Genomic DNA, 17,519 nt, shown 5'->3' with positions numbered 1-17,519 from the left:
CGAAACTTACTGGCGAAATAAAACGGGCATGAACCCGCAGGAACATGCCCATAACTCGGTTAACCATGTCTATCTTGTTGGCTCCTGCCAAATTTTAGCAATATAACTCAAACATTCTTCTTTCGTCCCTGTTCTGCCAATGACCATCCATCCCTGCGGTATTTCATACTCAACAGGCCAGACCGAATAATGTTGTTTACCATTGGTAACGATCATCCAATTCATGATTTCGTTTCTGACTAATCGTTCCATGATACAGCCTCCATATTGAAACTTTTTGAAAGCGTTGCCGGTAAGAATCCAATACCAATCAGATTGCGTAATATTTGGTGGACATATCCGGTCGCACCCGTCAGTAATACTGTAGCAAGCACTCGAATTCTGGAAAAATCACGACTCCCCGAAGTAACGTTCTTAAACCACGGTTCTAGCTCTGCTGTCATGTAACTGATATTACGATAAAATTCAGCCTCAACAGCGGGATAATTTTTTTGCCCAGTAGTAAATGCTGTGTGTAATATTGCCTTGTGTGTGTAAGTATTCATAATGATGCTCTCATTCTGAGCCCCATTGATTTCATCACTTTTCATGATGAGTAGAGGCATCAATGCTGGTAGTCGTTATCTCCCAATTTTTGTCTACATTCAGTATTTTCAAATACCTTATGTTGACGCTAACTGGATCAAAAAAATAAATTTCAAAAATTTATTGCGAATTTAATAAATATATTAATTAGTATTAATTTGTAATCTTTTATTAATTAAACAATCAACTTATATAAAACCCATTATTATTTGGAAAACAGAGTGTATTACGCCTATACAACCTGTAACCAACTTCAATTAACTTATTGATATTATTGTAATTAACATAATAAAATGGTCATCCAACCCTGCATGAAAACTGCTATCTGCAACATGAATAACTATTTGTAGTAATATCCATTATTTTGGATTTTAATTTCAAACATTTTATTTGTAACCGCGTTACAAAAAACGCAAAGCATGTAAATAAAAATAAATTACATGGAAAAATGAGAATATTAATTAAGTAACACCATCAGAAAAATAGTACCACTTGTTAAAAAAACAGACAGAAAAACGCCAACAGTTATTTATTAAATAATTTTTACAATAGTAGCGTTTGTGTGGGTTACATTTATCTGACTTTTTTATAGTTACTACATCAGACAAATTTCCCTAATAATAATGAGCTTTTATTTGGTCGAGAATATACAAACTTTAAACGTGCGAAAATAAAAATAGCCCAAAAGTCCGTTTATTGTGACGTTCATCACACTAATATAAATAAATTGTATTCAAAAAAAGCGCTAAATCACTCAAAATTATCGACTTTGCGAAATTATATCTATATGTTAGCGATACCTCACAGTCATATAAGGTTGTTTTCAGCTAATATTAGCTTCGATATAGAAAATAAATAGCTAAAATTTTTCGTTTAACGCCATCACTGCTTGATGGTGGTGATTCGCTCATACAAAAGTCACGTGGAGACAAAAAATATGTTAAGTATTTTCAAACCGACGCCTCATAAGGCTCGGTTGCCTGCGCAGGAAATAGATCCTCTCTATCGTCGCTTGCGCTGGCAAATTTTTATGGGGATCTTCTTCGGATATGCAGCCTACTATCTGGTAAGGAAAAACTTTGCACTCGCCATACCTGCCTTGATCGAACAAGGCTTTTCTAAGGGTGATCTTGGCTTTGCATTGTCAGGAATTTCAATTGCATACGGCTTCTCAAAATTTATCATGGGTTCCGTTTCCGACCGCTCGAATCCACGTGTTTTCCTGCCTGCGGGTTTGATACTGGCGGCGGTAGTAATGTTGATTATGGGCTTTGTGCCATGGGCGACTTCCAGCATTGCTATCATGTTTACCCTGCTGTTCTTCTGCGGCTGGTTCCAGGGTATGGGTTGGCCTCCTTGCGGACGTACCATGGTTCACTGGTGGTCGCAGAAAGAGCGGGGTGGAATTGTTTCTGTCTGGAACTGTGCGCATAACGTTGGCGGCGGCATCCCCCCATTACTGTTCATGTTGGGGATGGCCTGGTTCAATGACTGGAAGGCTGCGTTCTACATGCCAGCCTTTGCGGCTATCATCGTGGCATTAATCGTTTTCGCTTTAATGCGCGATACACCACAATCCTGTGGCTTACCCCCCATCGAAGAGTATAAAAACGACTATCCACCTGACTATACGGAAAAAAACGAAAAGGAACTGACTGCAAAAGAAATTTTCATGCAATATGTTTTGCCGAACAAATTGCTGTGGATGATCGCAGTTGCCAACGTATTCGTATACTTACTGCGCTACGGTATTCTTGACTGGTCACCCACTTACTTGAAGGAAGTGAAAGATTTTACCATGGATAAATCTTCCTGGGCTTACTTCCTGTATGAGTATGCGGGTATTCCAGGTACGCTGTTGTGTGGCTGGATGTCGGATAAAGTATTTAAAGGCAACCGTGGTGCCACGGGCGTATTCTTCATGACCCTTGTCACCATCGCCACCATCGTATTCTGGCTGAACCCGGAAGGTAACCCTGATATCGATATGATCTGTATGCTGGTTATCGGCTTCTTGATTTACGGCCCGGTGATGCTAATCGGCCTGCATGCCCTGGAATTAGCGCCGAAAAAAGCGGCAGGAACAGCCGCGGGCTTTACCGGTTTATTTGGCTACCTGGGCGGTTCAGTTGCGGCCAGTATCATTGTTGGCTATACCGTTGACTATTTCGGTTGGGATGGCGGCTTTATGGTCATGATCGGCGGTAGCATCCTCTCGGTTATTCTGCTGTTGCTTGTTATGTTAAACGAAAGCAAACATAAGCAAGAAATTGCTCGTCAAGGTCAATGAATTAACTGAAATACACTGATTAATAACCATATCAATCGCAGTACAATAGAGTTGTACTGCGATTTCATGAGTTATAGGGTAGTGAAGTATGTTGTAAATAGGCAAATCTATTGCTTACTTTTACTTATGAATATCTTTTTTATATCCATACTGTATTAAATAGCGTTTCAAAATGGCAGGAGTATTCCTTACCCCGCGCGCCGTGCGGGGTAAGGAACTCCAACATCTGATACTCTCAGTATTATGAAACCCCATTTAACAGTCTTTTGATTTAGCACTTTCAAGATGTTCAATCTTAATCGCAGGAATTACCAGGATATTAATATCATTATGCAATCCATATTTCATACGTTTTATTCTCATATTGTGTAAGCCAATGCTTTTCCATTAAGCCCTTCATTGGTAATAAAAAAACCTATTCTATATTATAATTTTGTTAATTTAATAACAGCCAGAATAAAACGGGATATAAACAGAACTTAGAGAAAATTTTTATGTCATAAAACTGTGACATACTGCTGATAAAACTAATATTCAGGATTGTGTTATGTCGTTATTTTCTATAAAAATCGGCTCGAATGATCATCCTATTTTTTGGCAGCTAACGAAAAGTCAGTAAGACAGTAAGTAATCTAATTTTTTGTTTAAGACTTTTATTAGAGTAAATGGAGAACCTCAATGCAGACCCCTATTAAGGCGATTATGGCCGGTATTCTGTTAGCATCATCCATGTCAGGTATTGCACATGCAGCAGATAAGATTGTTATCGCCCATCGTGGCGCTAGTGGTTATTTACCTGAACACACATTACCCGCCAAAGCAATGGCCTATGCCCAAGGCGCGGATTATCTTGAGCAAGATCTGGTTATGACCAAAGATGACCAGCTCATTGTACTACACGATCACTATCTTGATCGCGTAACAGATGTCGCAGAACGTTTTCCAAACCGCGCCCGTGCTGACGGTCGCTATTATGCCATCGATTTTACCCTGCCAGAAATTAAGTCACTGAAATTTACGGAAGGTTTTGATCTCAAGGATGGCAAAAAAGTCCAAAGCTATCCCGGACGTTTCCCGATGGGTAAATCAGATTTCCACATTCATACCTTTCAGGAAGAGCTTGAGTTTATTCAAGGCCTGAATAAATCCACGGGGAAAGATATTGGCATCTACCCTGAAATCAAGGCGCCGTGGTTCCATCGCCAGGAAGGCAAAGATATCACCAGCAAGGTGCTGGAAGTTCTGAAACAATATGGTTACACCAAAAGGAGCGATAAAGTTTATCTGCAATGTTTTGATGCCAATGAACTCAAACGCATCAAAAATGAACTAGAGCCAAAATTGGGGATGGATCTGAAACTGATTCAGCTTATCGCTTACACTGACTGGAACGAAACTTACGAACAGAAGGCAGATGGTACATGGCAGAATTATAGCTATGACTGGATGTTTAAACCTGGCGCGATGAAGGAAATCGCAAAATATGCGGATGGAATTGGCCCTGATTACCATATGCTTATCGCCAGTGACTCTACGCCAAATCACATTAAATTAACTGGCATGGTAAAAGAGGCTCACGCCAGCCATCTGGCAGTACACCCGTATACCATCCGTATCGATCAATTGCCAAAATATGCCACCAGCGGCAACCAATTGTTTGATATCGTTTTCGACAAGGCTAATGTCGATGGGGCATTCACAGATTTCCCTGATTTGGCAGTGAAGTTCCTGAGACAACACCACGAGCATAAATAATCAGTGCAAATAACGTAGAAAAACCAAGGTGCAGTCTTGGACTGCACCTTGGTTAATGGCATAAATGATTGTGCTACGAGATCCCCACAGGAAAAGCGATAACCTCACTAATCCGATCAGCACCCAATGCCAGCATAATCAGGCGATCAATGCCTAATGCTACGCCTGCACATTCCGGCATTCCGTGGGCAAGAGCAGCAAGCAGGTATTCATCAATCGGCTGAACCGACAACCCCATCTCTTCACGCTTACGGTTATCTTGTTCAAAACGAAGACGTTGTTCATTGCTATCGGTCAGTTCGCAAAAACCGTTCGCCAACTCCATACCTTTAAAATAGACCTCAAAACGCTCCGCCACACGGTGATCTTCCTTGCTGATTTCTGCCAATGCCGCTTGGGAGGCCGGGAAGTGATAGATAAACGTCGGTTTTTCAATGCCGATCTGAGTTTCTATCCCCATGACAAAAAGTAACTGCAATAAGGTATCCCGATCTTCTTCCTGATCAGCGATATTGCTGAGATCGAGTTTCGCCGCAACTTCACGCAATTTTTCTTTGCTTGCGGTAAGGGGATCAATATCCAGATATCGTATGAAGGCCTGTTGATAAGATAGTGATTCAGCACTTTCACAATCCAGGATTTGTTGCAACAGATCATCCACTTCATTCATTAAGCGATACATGTCGTAGTGCGGACGATACCATTCCAGCATGGTGAACTCTGGATTATGATGACGACCCGCTTCCTCATTGCGAAAACTTTTCACTATCTGATAAATGGAACCACTGCCGGCTGCCAACAGACGCTTCATGTGGTATTCAGGGCTAGTCATCAGGTACAGAGTCAAGCCATCTGCCACTCCCGGTCCCACGAACTGTGTCTGGAAAGGGACCAGATGGACGTCGGTGACAGTCGCCTGACTCATGACAGGCGTTTCAACTTCCAACACGCCACGATCTGCGAAAAAGCGCCGTATTTCTGCTAAGATCTTTGCCCTTTTCAATAAATTGGCGATAGGGGCACTTGGCTGCCAATTCGCGTTTTCGTTCATATTTCTATGACTCCAAAATAAAACAAAACGTGCAGTTTACCTTCATCAAGCTTACCAGACAATTCATTACCCTCAATTTTTTTATGCCCTTATTCTTTATACACTTAATTTTTTAATTTGCGACCTTGTTAACCTATATTCGTTATCCATTTATTTATATTTAGAATATAGTGTTCATCTATAGTCAATTGTGGTTATACTCAATAAATTTCAAATTGCAATCCGCAAGACGAGGCGAGGCCTTATATTTCCCCGCTGCGCGGGGAAATATAACACGCATCTTGAAGTTGGATTGGTATAAACCAAATGTTATCACAAAGTAAAAAACACTATTATCGGTCAATTACATCAATATAAAAAATTAATTAAAATTATCTTTAGTCTATTATCTGATAAATCTGAATCCTAATGTTTCACATCAATGAAAAGGGTTCATTCTATAAATTTACAATAAAAACCATCTTGTTATCCAAACTCATTAATTTCATCATTTACTTTTATACCCATCTCACTTCAAGATGCATATTGTTTTTCCCCGCTTCGCGGGGAGAAACAAAGAGTTATGTTGTCTTATAATGAGCAACTTGAAAGGTAACGCATATATATAAACCCTATTAATGAAGTTATAGCCTATATTAACGTGCAACATTAAAATAAGTAAAAACATGCGTTAGATCACGTTTTACTGGCAAAAACCCGCAAAACCCACATCCATATCAAATTTACCTCCGACACTCTTCGCTATAATTAAGCCATATAAAAAGTAGCAGATTGATTCTCACTTGAACAATGGAGAAGAGCAGTGCAAACCTTCAATGTCGACCTCGCGATTATCGGAGCCGGTGGTGCAGGGCTACGGGCTGCCATCGCGGCTGCTGAAGCCAATCCTCAACTCAAAATCGCCTTGCTCTCAAAAGTTTATCCTATGCGTAGCCACACTGTGGCCGCAGAAGGCGGATCTGCCGCCGTCACTCAGTCACACGACTCCTACGATTTTCACTTCAATGATACGGTATCCGGTGGTGACTGGCTGTGTGAACAAGATGTGGTTGAGTATTTCGTCAAGCATTGCCCAACAGAAATGATCCAACTAGAGCAGTGGGGCTGCCCGTGGAGCCGCAAGGATGATGGCTCTGTGAACGTGCGTCGTTTCGGCGGCATGAAAATTGAGCGCACATGGTTCGCCGCCGATAAGACCGGTTTCCATATGCTCCATACGCTGTTCCAGACTTCACTCAAATACCCACAAATCCAACGTTTTGATGAGTATTTTGTCCTCGATATTCTGGTGGATGAAGGGCAAGCACGCGGATTAATTGCGCTGAATATGATGGAAGGGACAAAAGTTCAGCTCCGCGCTAATGCAGTCATTATGGCGACTGGCGGTGCCGGACGTGTATACCGTTATAACACCAATGGCGGTATTGTCACAGGTGATGGCATGGGGATAGCGTTCCGTCACGGTATCCCATTGCGCGATATGGAATTTGTGCAATATCACCCCACCGGCCTGCCCGGTTCCGGTATTTTGATGACCGAAGGCTGCCGTGGTGAAGGTGGGATTCTGGTGAACAAGGAGGGTTATCGTTATCTACAGGATTATGGCTTAGGGCCAGAAACGCCGCTTGGACATCCCGAAAACAAATATATGGAATTAGGCCCACGTGACAAAGTGTCCCAGGCGTTCTGGCATGAATGGCGAGCAGGCCGCACCATCGCAACGCCGCGTGGCGATGTCGTGCATCTGGATCTGCGTCATTTAGGTGAGAAAAAGCTGCTCGAACGCCTGCCATTTATCTGTGAGCTGGCAAAAGCCTATGTCGGCGTTGATCCGGTCAAAGAGCCAATCCCTGTTCGTCCAACGGCACATTACACTATGGGTGGAATCGAAACGAATCAACAGGGTGAAACTCGCATCAAAGGATTGTTCGCTATCGGTGAATGCTCTTCTGTTGGCTTGCATGGTGCAAACCGTCTCGGCTCTAACTCACTGGCTGAATTAGTTGTCTTTGGTCGCCTGGCCGGTGAAGAAGCAGTCAAACATATCCAGGAAGTGAAACCCGCCAATAATAGCGTATTAGATGCTCAATCTCGTGATGTTGAAGATAAACACAAGAAGTTGCTGAATCAGAAAGGCGGCGAAAACTGGGCAAAAATCCGCGATGAACTGGGAACTTCAATGGAAGAAGGCTGCGGAATTTATCGTACACCAGAGCTAATGCAGAAAACCATCGACAAAATTGCCGAACTGAAAGAACGCTTCAAACATATCGAAATTAGCGACCGTTCTAGTGTCTTCAATACCGATCTGCTTTACACCATTGAATTAGGATTTAGTTTGGATGTTGCTGAATGTATGGCGCATTCTGCCATAAATCGCAAAGAGTCCCGCGGCGCCCACCAGCGCCTTGATGAAGGCTGTACCGAACGTGATGATGAGAACTTCCTGAAACATACACTGGCGTTCTATAACCCAGAGGGTGCCCCACGTCTGGAATACAGTGATGTGAAGATCACCAAATCTCAACCAGCGAAACGCGTCTATGGGGGGGAAGCGGCTGCACAAGAGAAAAAACAGAAGGAGCAAGCGAATGGCTGAGATGAATAATCTGAAAATGGAAGTCATGCGCTATAACCCGGAAATTGACAGTGAACCCTATTTCGTCACTTATGAAGTGCCTTACGATGAACAAACTTCACTGCTGGATGCATTGGGTTATATCAAGGACAATCTGGCGCCTGACCTCTCCTACCGCTGGTCCTGCCGCATGGCAATCTGTGGTTCCTGCGGCATGATGGTAAACCGTGTACCAAAACTGGCCTGTAAAACGTTCCTGCGCGATTATGCTCAAGGGATGAAAGTTGAAGCACTAGGCAATTTCCCCATTGAGCGGGATCTGGTTGTGGATATGACTCACTTTATTGAGAGCCTGGAAGCTATCAAACCTTATATCATTGGCAATGATCGCAGACCCACCGATGGCCCAAATGTGCAAACACCTGCCCAGATGGCAAAATATCATCAATTTTCCGGTTGTATCAATTGTGGCTTGTGCTATGCCGCCTGTCCTCAATTTGGCCTGAATCCTGAATTCATTGGGCCTGCCGCAGTCACGCTGGCACATCGCTATAACCTTGATAGCCGCGATCACGGCAAGAAAGAACGTATGCCGCAAATCAACAGCGATAATGGCGTCTGGTCTTGTACTTTTGTCGGTTACTGCTCTGAAGTATGTCCGAAACATGTTGATCCAGCCGGTGCGATTCAGCAGAGCAAAGCAGAAAGTGCTAAAGATTTCCTTATCTCCATGCTGAAACCACAATAAGGGAGGAAAGAGTAATGACGACAAAACGTAAGCCTTATGTGCGTGGTATGGAATCTAACTGGTGGCGTAAACTGGGTTTTTATCGCTTCTATATGTTACGTGAAGGGACAGCCATCCCCACCGTTTGGTTCAGTATCTTAGTCCTTTACGGTCTGTTTGCCCTGAAAGGTGGCCCTGAAAGCTGGGCGGGGTTTGTCTCTTTTCTGCAAAATCCCTTGGTGTTGCTGATTAATATCATCACCTTGTTGGCTACATTACTGCATACCAAAACCTGGTTTGAGCTGGCGCCCAAGGCACTCAATCTTATCGTTAAGAATGAGAAAATGCCACCAGGGCCGATTATCAAGTTGCTATGGGCAATTACGATTATTGCTACCGTCGTGATCCTCGGCGTAGCCCTGTTTTTCTAACCCCAAGGAGGATCTGATGAATCAAGTACCTAAGCGTTCCGATGAACCGATTTTCTGGGGGCTGTTTGGTGCCGGCGGTATGTGGAGCGCTATTATTGGGCCAGCAATTATTCTGCTGCTGGGTATCTTGCTGCCACTGGGATTGGCACCAGAAGCGCTTTCTTATGAACGCATTCTGACATTTTGCCAGAGCTTTATTGGCCGCATCTTTTTACTGTTGATGATTAGCCTGCCTTTATGGTGCGGTTTGCACCGCTTGCATCATGGTATGCACGATCTACAAATCCCTATTCCCGCCAGTAAGTGGGTGTTTTATGGTGCAGCCGCGATTTTGACTGTTATCGCTTTAATTGGGATTTTTACGCTGTAATTGCGAATTGGAAAATAATCTTAGGAAAAAGTCTGCGGATAAACCGCAGACTTGTTACGAAAGGTATTTGAAACCTTTAATATATGTTGATTAGAACTTATAAGAAATTGTCGCTTTATATGTGCGGCCTTTCTCTTCTTGTCCTTGGTAACTCTTCAAATAATAAGAATGTTCGTTGTGACGTTTGTCGAAGACATTATCAATACCAAACTGGAGTTCGGTATTTTTAAATGCTCCGGTTTTTGGCGCCCAAGAGACATACATATTACTTACGCCATATCCCTGTTTATGTATATCGACAATAATGACTTCTTTCTTATCATTTGTGTCTTTACCTTTTGAGTTCTTTGACAGAACAAAGCGGGTATTCCAGCCGAATTCAATGTCAGTTGTGTCAAATAGGTAACTACCACCTACTGTGATAGAGTCACCCACTGACGGCTCAAACTCTAATCCTCTGGTAAATGCCTTATCAAACAGCCCATTACCTTCAATAATTTTGTTATTGACTTTGGCATAAGTGGCTTTTAAAGACAAATTATCCAGTTTATAGCCAGTCGCTAATTCAAACCCTTGCAGTCTGGCTTTCGGGATATTATGTAGCTCATTCTTGGCTAAAGTTGTAGACAGGTTTTTAAAGTTTGTTTGGAACACTTTACCTAATACAACCAGTGAATCATTGTCAGCAAAAACACCAGGATAAGTACCTGCTAATCCTGTTTCCAGGTTATAACCAGTTGTGGCTTTCAGGTTATTGCTATGGTTAGATATCCCCATCAACTCTTTGCCCAATGGACCCCTAAAGAGTTCAGTGTAATTGGCAAATAATGTTGTGGACGCGCCAAGCTCGTATTTTAAGCCAAGTGCTTTTGAGAAGTGAGTATAAGTTTTCTCAAACGATTCATGCTGTTTATTAATCGTCTGGTATTTATAGTGATCCCACCTGATACCCGGTATAACATGAAAATCGGCAATTTGAATGTCATCCTCTAAGTAAACGGATGATGAGTTTGCTTTTTCTACTTCTTTTTTATGAATATTTTTATCTACATCAGTGAACCTCATTCTGGTATCAAAATATTCATACCCATAGGTTAAAGCATGAGTTAACTTCTGGGTATCAAAACTAGAGGTATTACGAACCTTAATACCTTGGGTTCTAACAATACTGTCGAACCCATTCCCGTCCCCATTTATAGGCTTCATATGGGTAGAGGTTTGTTCAGTATGGTAAGCGGATAGTTTTAAATCAATCAGGTCATTATCGATTGGCGTATACCCATAAGTGATATTATGGGTGTCGCGATCGATAGCATACTTCGCTTTCTTCCCGTTATTTACATCCTGTCCAAAATTTAATCTAAAGCTGGTTGCTGCATCATTTTTATAATTTTCTTTTGATACATTAATATACTGCTCGTCTGTCAGATTAAATTTCGCTTTTAATAAGTAATTGTATAGTTTTCCATCTGTCGGAATTGAGTCTCGTCCGCTACTATCCCTGCCAGATTTAGAGTTGTGCATATCGCGATGGGTAAAGTAACCTAATAAATCAACAGCACCCAATCGGCCATAAGTCGCCAAGGATTGTTGGAATTCAGAACCATTGCTTGAGTAGTTTAATTTTCCTTTAGCGCCAAAGAGTTGTCCTGGCTCTAACAGATCACCGGCATCAACAGTCTCAAATTTTAATGCACCTCCAATAGCACCGGTATCGTAGGTAATACTGTTACTACCAACCTTGATATCAACTTGCTTCAACATTTCAGGATCGATACCGTAATTTCCTGCATGGTGGAAGTGATATCCTTCTTGCCTTGCGCCATCAATCGTCACGTTGATGAATTGATCATCCATGCCACGGATTTTAAAGCGTTGCCCTAAAGCGCTAGGGTGACCGGCTTGTACGCCCGGTACATTCTTTAAAATCTCACCGACACTTTGTGCTTGCTTAACTCTGATTTCATTACGGCTGACTTTTCTATCTTCTGGTGCACCTTGGGCATTATTATCCGCAATAACAACCAATGTATCGCTAGTATTAGTCGATTTCTTAGTCGTATTTTCAGCATTTGCAAATGCGTTGGTAGAGATAGCGACTGTCAGCATAGATGCGGACATCAAAGGAACACACAGGCCACTTTTCGCCAGGCTAGCGTAAATTTTGGTAATTTTAGACATTTATTTTCAGGCAAAAATACTATTGAGAAGCATTATTATTTACATTTCTAAGAGAAATGTAAATAACTTTAAAGACGAGAATGAGGTATATTAATTACTCACCTATGTTAGCCAGAACACTTCCTGCATCCTGATAATTCCCTGTCTGGGAACAGAGTGTGATTTTTCCTGAACGATGAGCATTGATTTGTACTTCCATTTTCATGGCTTCCATCACTGCAATCACATCACCTTCACTGACTTGCTCACCTTCTTTAACCATCCAAGCATGCAGGATACCGGAAATAGGGGCTTTTACCTGACGAAGATCTTCCGGCAGTTTTTCCTTTATGACAGACGGCGAAAATTGCTGTTCACCCACAGGGGCTAAATGTGCCAATAAATCCAATGGCAATCCCAATTCATGCCTGCGGCCATCAATCTCAATAAAAGTGCGGGTAATATTTTTATCTTCAAGCGGAAACTGACGTAATGAAGCCTCAAGTTCATTCACAAAATCTGTTTCAATCCAGCGGGTATGGACATTGAATTTATCACCAGAAATAAAATCAGGATGCGCCATTACCGCTTGGTGGAAAGGCAAAACGGAGGCTACGCCACGGATCTTAAATTCTTTCAATGCCCGACGTGCCCGAACAATAGCCTGTTCTCGGGTCGCACCTGTGACAATTAATTTTGCCATTAGTGAATCAAAGGTGGCCGGAATTGTAGAGCCATTATTCACACCAGAGTCCAAACGAATACCAGGGCCAGCAGGCGAGATAAATTCGGTGATTGTGCCTGATGTTGGCAGGAAACCTTTCGCCGCATCTTCCGCATTAATACGAAATTCAAACGAGTGCCCTCTTGGGATAGGTGTTTCCCGAATGCTTAATGGATGACCTTCCGCTACCCGCAACTGCTCGATAACCAGATCAATGCCTGTTGTCTCTTCTGTCACAGGATGTTCCACTTGTAAGCGAGTATTTACTTCCAAGAAAGAAAGCGTTCCCTCTGTGCTCAGTAAAAATTCGACAGTACCCGCTCCCACATAATTGGCTTCCTCACAAATGGCTTTTGCTGACTGATGAATACGTTCTCGTTGTTCCTGAGTTAAAAATGGCGCGGGTGCTTCTTCTACTAATTTTTGGTTACGACGTTGTAAAGAGCAGTCACGGGTGCCAAGTACCACAACATTACCCTGCTTATCGGCAATAACCTGTGCTTCTATATGGCGTGGTTTATCCAAAAATTGCTCAATAAAACATTCACCACGGCCAAATGCCGCTGTCGCCTCACGTACCGCTGAGTGATAAAGTTCTGCCACTTCATCCATGCGCCAGGCAACTTTCAAGCCTCGTCCACCGCCACCAAAAGCCGCTTTGATGGCAATCGGCAAGCCATGTTGCTCCGCAAAAGCAACAACCTCCTGTACATTTTTAACGGGTTCGGATGTCCCAACCACCAACGGCGCTCCCACTTTCTGGGCTATCTTACGCGCCTTAACCTTGTCTCCCAGCTTATCAATCGTTTCAGGGTTAGGGCCAATCCAGGTTAAGCCAGCCTCAATCACTGCCCGGGCAAATTCCGCTCGCTCAGATAAAAAACCGTAACCTGGATGCACCAGGGTTGCTCCAGCTCTCTTCGCTATCTCCAGCAAACGAGGAATATTGAGGTAAGTTTCTGTAGGGCTATTTCCTCCCAAAGAATAAGCCTCATCAGCCAGTTGAACGTGTTGTGCGTTGATATCGGCATCCGCATAGACAGCGACTGTCTGTACTCCATAATCGCAGCAAGCTCGAATGATCCGAACAGCAATTTCACCACGGTTGGCAATCAGCACTTTCTTATTAATTTTGTTATTTAAAGGGTTCACAGTGGTGTTCATAGCAAATCATTACTCCCTTGAATTTCATGGAATTGGCTAATGGGATTGAACCGAATTTTGGCATTAACGGGGATCTGGCCAGCAAGATCGAGGTGATAATCAGCGACTGAAGCGATAACTGGATATCCTCCGGTCAATGGATGGTCAGCCAAAAATAGTACCGGCTGCCCACTGGCAGGAATTTGTATCGCCCCCATACATGTTCCTTCGCTGGGTAATTCTTGTAACTTAATTCGCGATAGTGAGCATTCACCATTTAGCCTCAAACCAATCCGATTGGATTGAGGTGTTACCTGCCAAATCTGCTTGCTCAATAAGTCAATGGATTCTTGCGTAAACCAATCTGTACGAGGCCCAAATAAGATATCCAATACGACGATTTCATCTTTATTTGGCATGTCAAAAGCCGGCGTTTCAGAGATAGATATCGCTGCACAGTGAGATGTTTCACCGACAACTAATTTATCATTCATTCTCAACGGAGCAGGCCCAATATTGGACAGAGTATCAAATGAATGACTGGATAAAATGGCCGGAACAGTAAAGCCGCCACGTACCGATAAATATGAACGCATGCCAGCGACAGGAACACCCAAGTAAATTTCGTCACCATCGTTTAAATCAATCGGTTGGTAAGTATTCACTTGGAATATTTCACCCGATAGCGTTTTGATCTCTATTGGACATGGTGCTCCCGTAATTGCACCCAGCATCTGTCCATGTGCGATCGCCTTAAACCCGCCCTGAACGATCTCCAGACAACCGTAGTCAGAGGGATTACCAACAATACGGTTTGCGCTGCGCAAGGCGCTTTTATCCATTGCACCCGATGCTGAGATCCCCGATTTTGCCTGTCCAACCCGCCCCAGATCTTGCAATAAGGTCAGTAATCCCACAGACAAAATTTCCAGATGACAGGAAGCCTCTGGAGTTAGAGCCATGTTACTGTCCGGTATTTCAGGCTGATTAATTTCAGTCGCACCAGTTTTAGGTAAGCTGATTGTTGCAGGGTGACGCCCAACATCTCGAAAGTTAACACGATAACCCGGTTGCAATAAGGCCGGAGATGGACGGGAAAGATCCCACATACGTTCGGTCGTAATACCGATAAGCTGCCATCCTCCAGGGCTTACCTGCGGATAAATGCTGCTGAATTCCCCTGCCAATGCAACAGCACCCGCCGGAATGCGCGTTCGGGGGGTTTTGCGGCGAGGTATATTCCATTGTGAGGTATTCGATACCATATAGGCAAACCCAGGGGCAAAACCAGTGAAGGCGACGGTATATTCATTTTCGGTATGTTGCTGGATAACCTCCTGGACAGTACATCCCAATATTTCCGCAACCAGTGCGAGATCATCACCGTTGTAATGCACAGGAATTTCTATGCTTTTTCCCGTTGTATGACTGCGCTCTTGCAAATCCCGGCTACTGATTTCTGCCGCCAATTGTTGGATTGATATTTTTGCCGGATGAAAACAAACCATCAGCGTTCTCGCTGCCGGAATAAGTTCTTCAATTCCCAAAATAGGTGCCATATTCAGTGAATCAAGCAGAGCCAATGTTTCTGCTAATCCACCCAATTCAACCATGATGGTATTACTATTAACAGGTAAAAAACGCAAGGTTATCTCCACAAATTATTAACCATATCAATGCAATCCATACTTATGAATGAATAAATGGCTGAATAGTTATTCCTGCCTGCTGCAAAACTGTCTTAACCTGTTTTGCCATCGCTACCGCGCCAGGAGTATCACCATGTACACAAATTGAATCCGCCTGAATAGGGGTAAATTTGCCATCAATTGACTCAACTCCCCCTTCTGTCACCAATCGCAACATACGTTGAGCAACGAGATCCGCATCATGCAAAACAGACCCCGTTTCACGACGGGAAACTAATTCTCCTTGTAAGGTATAAGCACGATCAGCAAACGCTTCTGCTATAGTGCTCAACCCGCTTTCCTGAGCTAATTTGAGAATGTTTGATCCCGCCAGACCGACCAACACAAGGTTAGGATCTATCGCCAGAATTCCTTCAATAACAGCAATTGCCTGATATTCGTCATTTGCGATCGTGTTATAAAGCGCGCCATGAGGTTTAACATAACTCACTTTAGTACCTGCCGCCGCAGCCAATCCTTGCAAGGCACCAATCTGGTATATAACATCAGCGGTAAGTTCATGATTGGCTATATCCATTTTACGTCGCCCAAAGCCAACCAAATCGGGATAAGAAACATGGGCACCTATTGCTACATTATTTCTCTGCGCTGATTTCAATGTTCGCAAAATTCCAACAGGATCGCCCGCATGAAAACCACAGGCAACGTTAGCACTACTAACGATACCCAGTATTTCTTCATCATTTCCCATCCGCCATTGACCAAAACTTTCACCAAGATCACTATTTAAATCGATCGTTTTTATCATGATGATTTCCCTAAGCTGATTTCAAAAACTCAAAAATTGAACCGTCAGACATGGCACTCATGTGCCACATCAAAACATAACTCATTGTTTATTAAAAAATATCTGTATCATTATGAAACTAAAGAAGCAGATTGTTTGATTAAAATGAATATATTGTTGAACAATAAATAAGATCTGCTGAGGAAATAAGCAAACAAATTTGTGTTATCGATCTTCAAAATCCAATAGAGATCACTTTATTAACATTTTTCGTTGGATTTATCGCCAGGATGCACAATTTAAGTGCAATAGACGCAATGATATTGCCCTATAAAGGTTCGATGGTTGTAACTTGCTGGTTATCGAGGAATATGTGAAGATTCGCTTTCGTATACGCTTTGAAGGTGTTTGTTATCAGCCATTAAATCTAACGGATAACTATGAAAAAAAACCATTCTCCCCAAATTTTGAGCAAAAGAATCGCTGAAACCATCAGAAATAAACTGGTTGTTGGGGAGTTATTACCTGGACAACGACTATCAGAAGCTGCGTTGAGTGAACAGCTTGAAATTTCACGAAATACATTACGTGAAGTGTTCCGCCTTCTCACGCAAGAAGGGTTGCTGAAACATGAACCTAATCGTGGCGTGTTTGTTGCAACTCCCGATATCGCATCTATTATTGATATCTATCGAGTTCGGCAGTTAATTGAATGTCAGGCACTTGCTCAGGCTTATCCAATGCATCCCAGTGTTGCCAAAATGAAACAAGCCGTTGAAGCCGCTCAACAATGTCGCAAACAACAAGATTGGATTGGTGCCGGAACAGAAAATATGCACTTCCATGCCGCAATCGTAGAATTAACTGATAGTGATAGGTTAATCGCTTTCTATCACAATATTTCCGCAGAACTGCGTTTGGCTTTTGGTATTTTGAATGATCCTGAACTTTTGTATGCACCTTATATCGATAAAAACGCGCATATTCTGGAATTACTCAATTCAGAGAAAAATGAACAAGCAGCTAAGACAATGAAAGATTACCTGGAATTATCAGAAAGGGCGATATTGGCCGCTTATACACGTAAAAATAACCAAATATCATAAAAAAATTAAACGCAAAAAAGCCATCCGGGGACGGATGGCTTCTCTGACTAATTGAATGTCTGGCAGTGTCCTACTCTCACATGGGGAGACCCCACACTACCATCGGCGCTACGGCGTTTCACTGCTGAGTTCGGCATGGGATCAGGTGGGACCACCGCGCTGT

14 protein-coding genes and 1 rRNA gene are annotated in these 17,519 nt (G+C 42.8%); 7 read left to right on the top strand and 8 right to left on the bottom strand.

The genetic code is table 11. The annotated features are described in order from the left end of the window. Window positions 1-69: 69 nt before the first annotated feature. Together IQ209_RS14660 and IQ209_RS14655 are read right to left on the bottom strand one after the other, a co-directional pair. A complete protein-coding gene (locus IQ209_RS14660) occupies window positions 70-252 on the bottom strand; it encodes an MbtH family NRPS accessory protein (RefSeq protein WP_193851988.1) in 183 nt (60 codons plus the stop codon). Next, window positions 240-545: a hypothetical protein gene (locus tag IQ209_RS14655; RefSeq protein WP_193851987.1), complete on the bottom strand. Its 306-nt coding sequence runs from the start codon at window positions 543-545 to the stop codon at window positions 240-242. Before IQ209_RS14655 ends, IQ209_RS14660 begins: the two co-directional genes overlap by 13 nt. Before the next feature lie 977 nt (window positions 546-1,522). Here IQ209_RS14655 and glpT point away from each other — a divergent pair. Both glpT and glpQ read left to right on the top strand, forming a co-directional pair. After that, window positions 1,523-2,875, top strand: coding sequence for a glycerol-3-phosphate transporter (gene glpT / locus IQ209_RS14650; RefSeq protein ID WP_193851986.1), 1,353 nt, complete (start codon window positions 1,523-1,525; stop codon window positions 2,873-2,875). 678 nt (window positions 2,876-3,553) lie between these two features. Further along, window positions 3,554-4,630, top strand: a complete 1,077-nt coding sequence (glpQ, locus tag IQ209_RS14645) for a glycerophosphodiester phosphodiesterase (protein ID WP_193851985.1) — start codon at window positions 3,554-3,556, stop codon at window positions 4,628-4,630. A 73-nt stretch (window positions 4,631-4,703) separates the two neighbouring features. Here the strand turns inward: glpQ and epmA are convergent, their stop codons facing one another. Continuing rightward, window positions 4,704-5,681, bottom strand: a complete 978-nt coding sequence (gene epmA, locus IQ209_RS14640) for an elongation factor P--(R)-beta-lysine ligase (protein WP_193851984.1) — start codon at window positions 5,679-5,681, stop codon at window positions 4,704-4,706. 802 nt (window positions 5,682-6,483) lie between these two features. Here epmA and frdA point away from each other — a divergent pair. From frdA to frdD, 4 genes are read left to right on the top strand one after another with little or no spacing between them, the layout of a single operon-like run. Then, window positions 6,484-8,280, top strand: a complete 1,797-nt coding sequence (frdA, locus tag IQ209_RS14635; RefSeq protein WP_193851983.1) for a fumarate reductase (quinol) flavoprotein subunit — start codon at window positions 6,484-6,486, stop codon at window positions 8,278-8,280. After that, window positions 8,273-9,007, top strand: a complete 735-nt coding sequence (locus tag IQ209_RS14630) for a succinate dehydrogenase/fumarate reductase iron-sulfur subunit (protein WP_193851982.1) — start codon at window positions 8,273-8,275, stop codon at window positions 9,005-9,007. Before frdA ends, IQ209_RS14630 begins: the two co-directional genes overlap by 8 nt. Window positions 9,008-9,021: 14 nt before the next feature. Beyond that, window positions 9,022-9,417, top strand: coding sequence for a fumarate reductase subunit FrdC (frdC, locus tag IQ209_RS14625; protein ID WP_193851981.1), 396 nt, complete (start codon window positions 9,022-9,024; stop codon window positions 9,415-9,417). Between the two features lie 13 nt (window positions 9,418-9,430). Continuing rightward, window positions 9,431-9,787 carry a fumarate reductase subunit FrdD gene (gene frdD / locus IQ209_RS14620; protein ID WP_189759591.1) on the top strand — a complete coding sequence of 119 codons (357 nt, stop codon included), beginning with the start codon at window positions 9,431-9,433 and terminating at the stop codon, window positions 9,785-9,787. Window positions 9,788-9,877: 90 nt separating this feature from the next. On the opposite strand, the gene IQ209_RS14615 is transcribed toward frdD, so the two are convergent. The 4 genes from IQ209_RS14615 to IQ209_RS14600 all read right to left on the bottom strand — a co-directional run bounded on the left by IQ209_RS14615 (window position 9,878) and on the right by IQ209_RS14600 (window position 16,271). Next, window positions 9,878-11,968, bottom strand: a complete 2,091-nt coding sequence (locus IQ209_RS14615) for a TonB-dependent receptor domain-containing protein (protein ID WP_193851980.1) — start codon at window positions 11,966-11,968, stop codon at window positions 9,878-9,880. Between the two features lie 94 nt (window positions 11,969-12,062). Then, the gene (locus IQ209_RS14610) at window positions 12,063-13,835 is read right to left on the bottom strand and encodes a biotin carboxylase N-terminal domain-containing protein (RefSeq protein WP_193851979.1); all 1,773 of its coding nucleotides are present in this window, start codon (window positions 13,833-13,835) and stop codon (window positions 12,063-12,065) included. Continuing rightward, window positions 13,832-15,460 (bottom strand): 5-oxoprolinase/urea amidolyase family protein, encoded by a 1,629-nt coding sequence (locus tag IQ209_RS14605; RefSeq protein ID WP_193851978.1) that lies wholly within the window; start codon window positions 15,458-15,460, stop codon window positions 13,832-13,834. The genes IQ209_RS14610 and IQ209_RS14605 overlap by 4 nt, the downstream gene beginning before the upstream one ends. 43 nt (window positions 15,461-15,503) lie before the next feature. Then, window positions 15,504-16,271 carry a LamB/YcsF family protein gene (locus tag IQ209_RS14600; RefSeq protein WP_193851977.1) on the bottom strand — a complete coding sequence of 256 codons (768 nt, stop codon included), beginning with the start codon at window positions 16,269-16,271 and terminating at the stop codon, window positions 15,504-15,506. A 419-nt stretch (window positions 16,272-16,690) separates the two neighbouring features. Between IQ209_RS14600 and IQ209_RS14595 the strand changes: the two genes are divergently transcribed. Beyond that, window positions 16,691-17,356: a GntR family transcriptional regulator gene (locus IQ209_RS14595; protein ID WP_193851976.1), complete on the top strand. Its 666-nt coding sequence runs from the start codon at window positions 16,691-16,693 to the stop codon at window positions 17,354-17,356. Window positions 17,357-17,413: 57 nt separating this feature from the next. Here the strand turns inward: IQ209_RS14595 and rrf are convergent. After that, window positions 17,414-17,519, bottom strand: a 5S ribosomal RNA gene (gene rrf / locus IQ209_RS14590); the annotation flags it as partial.

The sequence above is a fragment of the Xenorhabdus sp. BG5 genome (genome assembly GCF_015163665.1).
Classification (GTDB): Bacteria; Pseudomonadota; Gammaproteobacteria; order Enterobacterales; family Enterobacteriaceae; genus Xenorhabdus.
Note: the sequence above shows the minus strand (reverse complement) of the source record. Positions and strands in the feature narration are given on the sequence as shown.

What these genes read in the sequence shown, in the direction of transcription:
- IQ209_RS14595 (WP_193851976.1), top strand. Translation starts at nt 16,691, where the DNA reads ATGAAAAAAAACCATTCTCCCCAAATTTTGAGCAAAAGAATCGCTGAA.
- IQ209_RS14660 (WP_193851988.1), bottom strand. Translation starts at nt 252, where the DNA reads ATGGAACGATTAGTCAGAAACGAAATCATGAATTGGATGATCGTTACC.
- IQ209_RS14615 (WP_193851980.1), bottom strand. Translation starts at nt 11,968, where the DNA reads ATGTCTAAAATTACCAAAATTTACGCTAGCCTGGCGAAAAGTGGCCTG.
- glpQ (WP_193851985.1), top strand. Translation starts at nt 3,554, where the DNA reads ATGCAGACCCCTATTAAGGCGATTATGGCCGGTATTCTGTTAGCATCA.
- IQ209_RS14610 (WP_193851979.1), bottom strand. Translation starts at nt 13,835, where the DNA reads ATGAACACCACTGTGAACCCTTTAAATAACAAAATTAATAAGAAAGTG.
- IQ209_RS14655 (WP_193851987.1), bottom strand. Translation starts at nt 545, where the DNA reads ATGAATACTTACACACACAAGGCAATATTACACACAGCATTTACTACT.
- IQ209_RS14600 (WP_193851977.1), bottom strand. Translation starts at nt 16,271, where the DNA reads ATGATAAAAACGATCGATTTAAATAGTGATCTTGGTGAAAGTTTTGGT.
- glpT (WP_193851986.1), top strand. Translation starts at nt 1,523, where the DNA reads ATGTTAAGTATTTTCAAACCGACGCCTCATAAGGCTCGGTTGCCTGCG.
- IQ209_RS14630 (WP_193851982.1), top strand. Translation starts at nt 8,273, where the DNA reads ATGGCTGAGATGAATAATCTGAAAATGGAAGTCATGCGCTATAACCCG.
- frdC (WP_193851981.1), top strand. Translation starts at nt 9,022, where the DNA reads ATGACGACAAAACGTAAGCCTTATGTGCGTGGTATGGAATCTAACTGG.
- epmA (WP_193851984.1), bottom strand. Translation starts at nt 5,681, where the DNA reads ATGAACGAAAACGCGAATTGGCAGCCAAGTGCCCCTATCGCCAATTTA.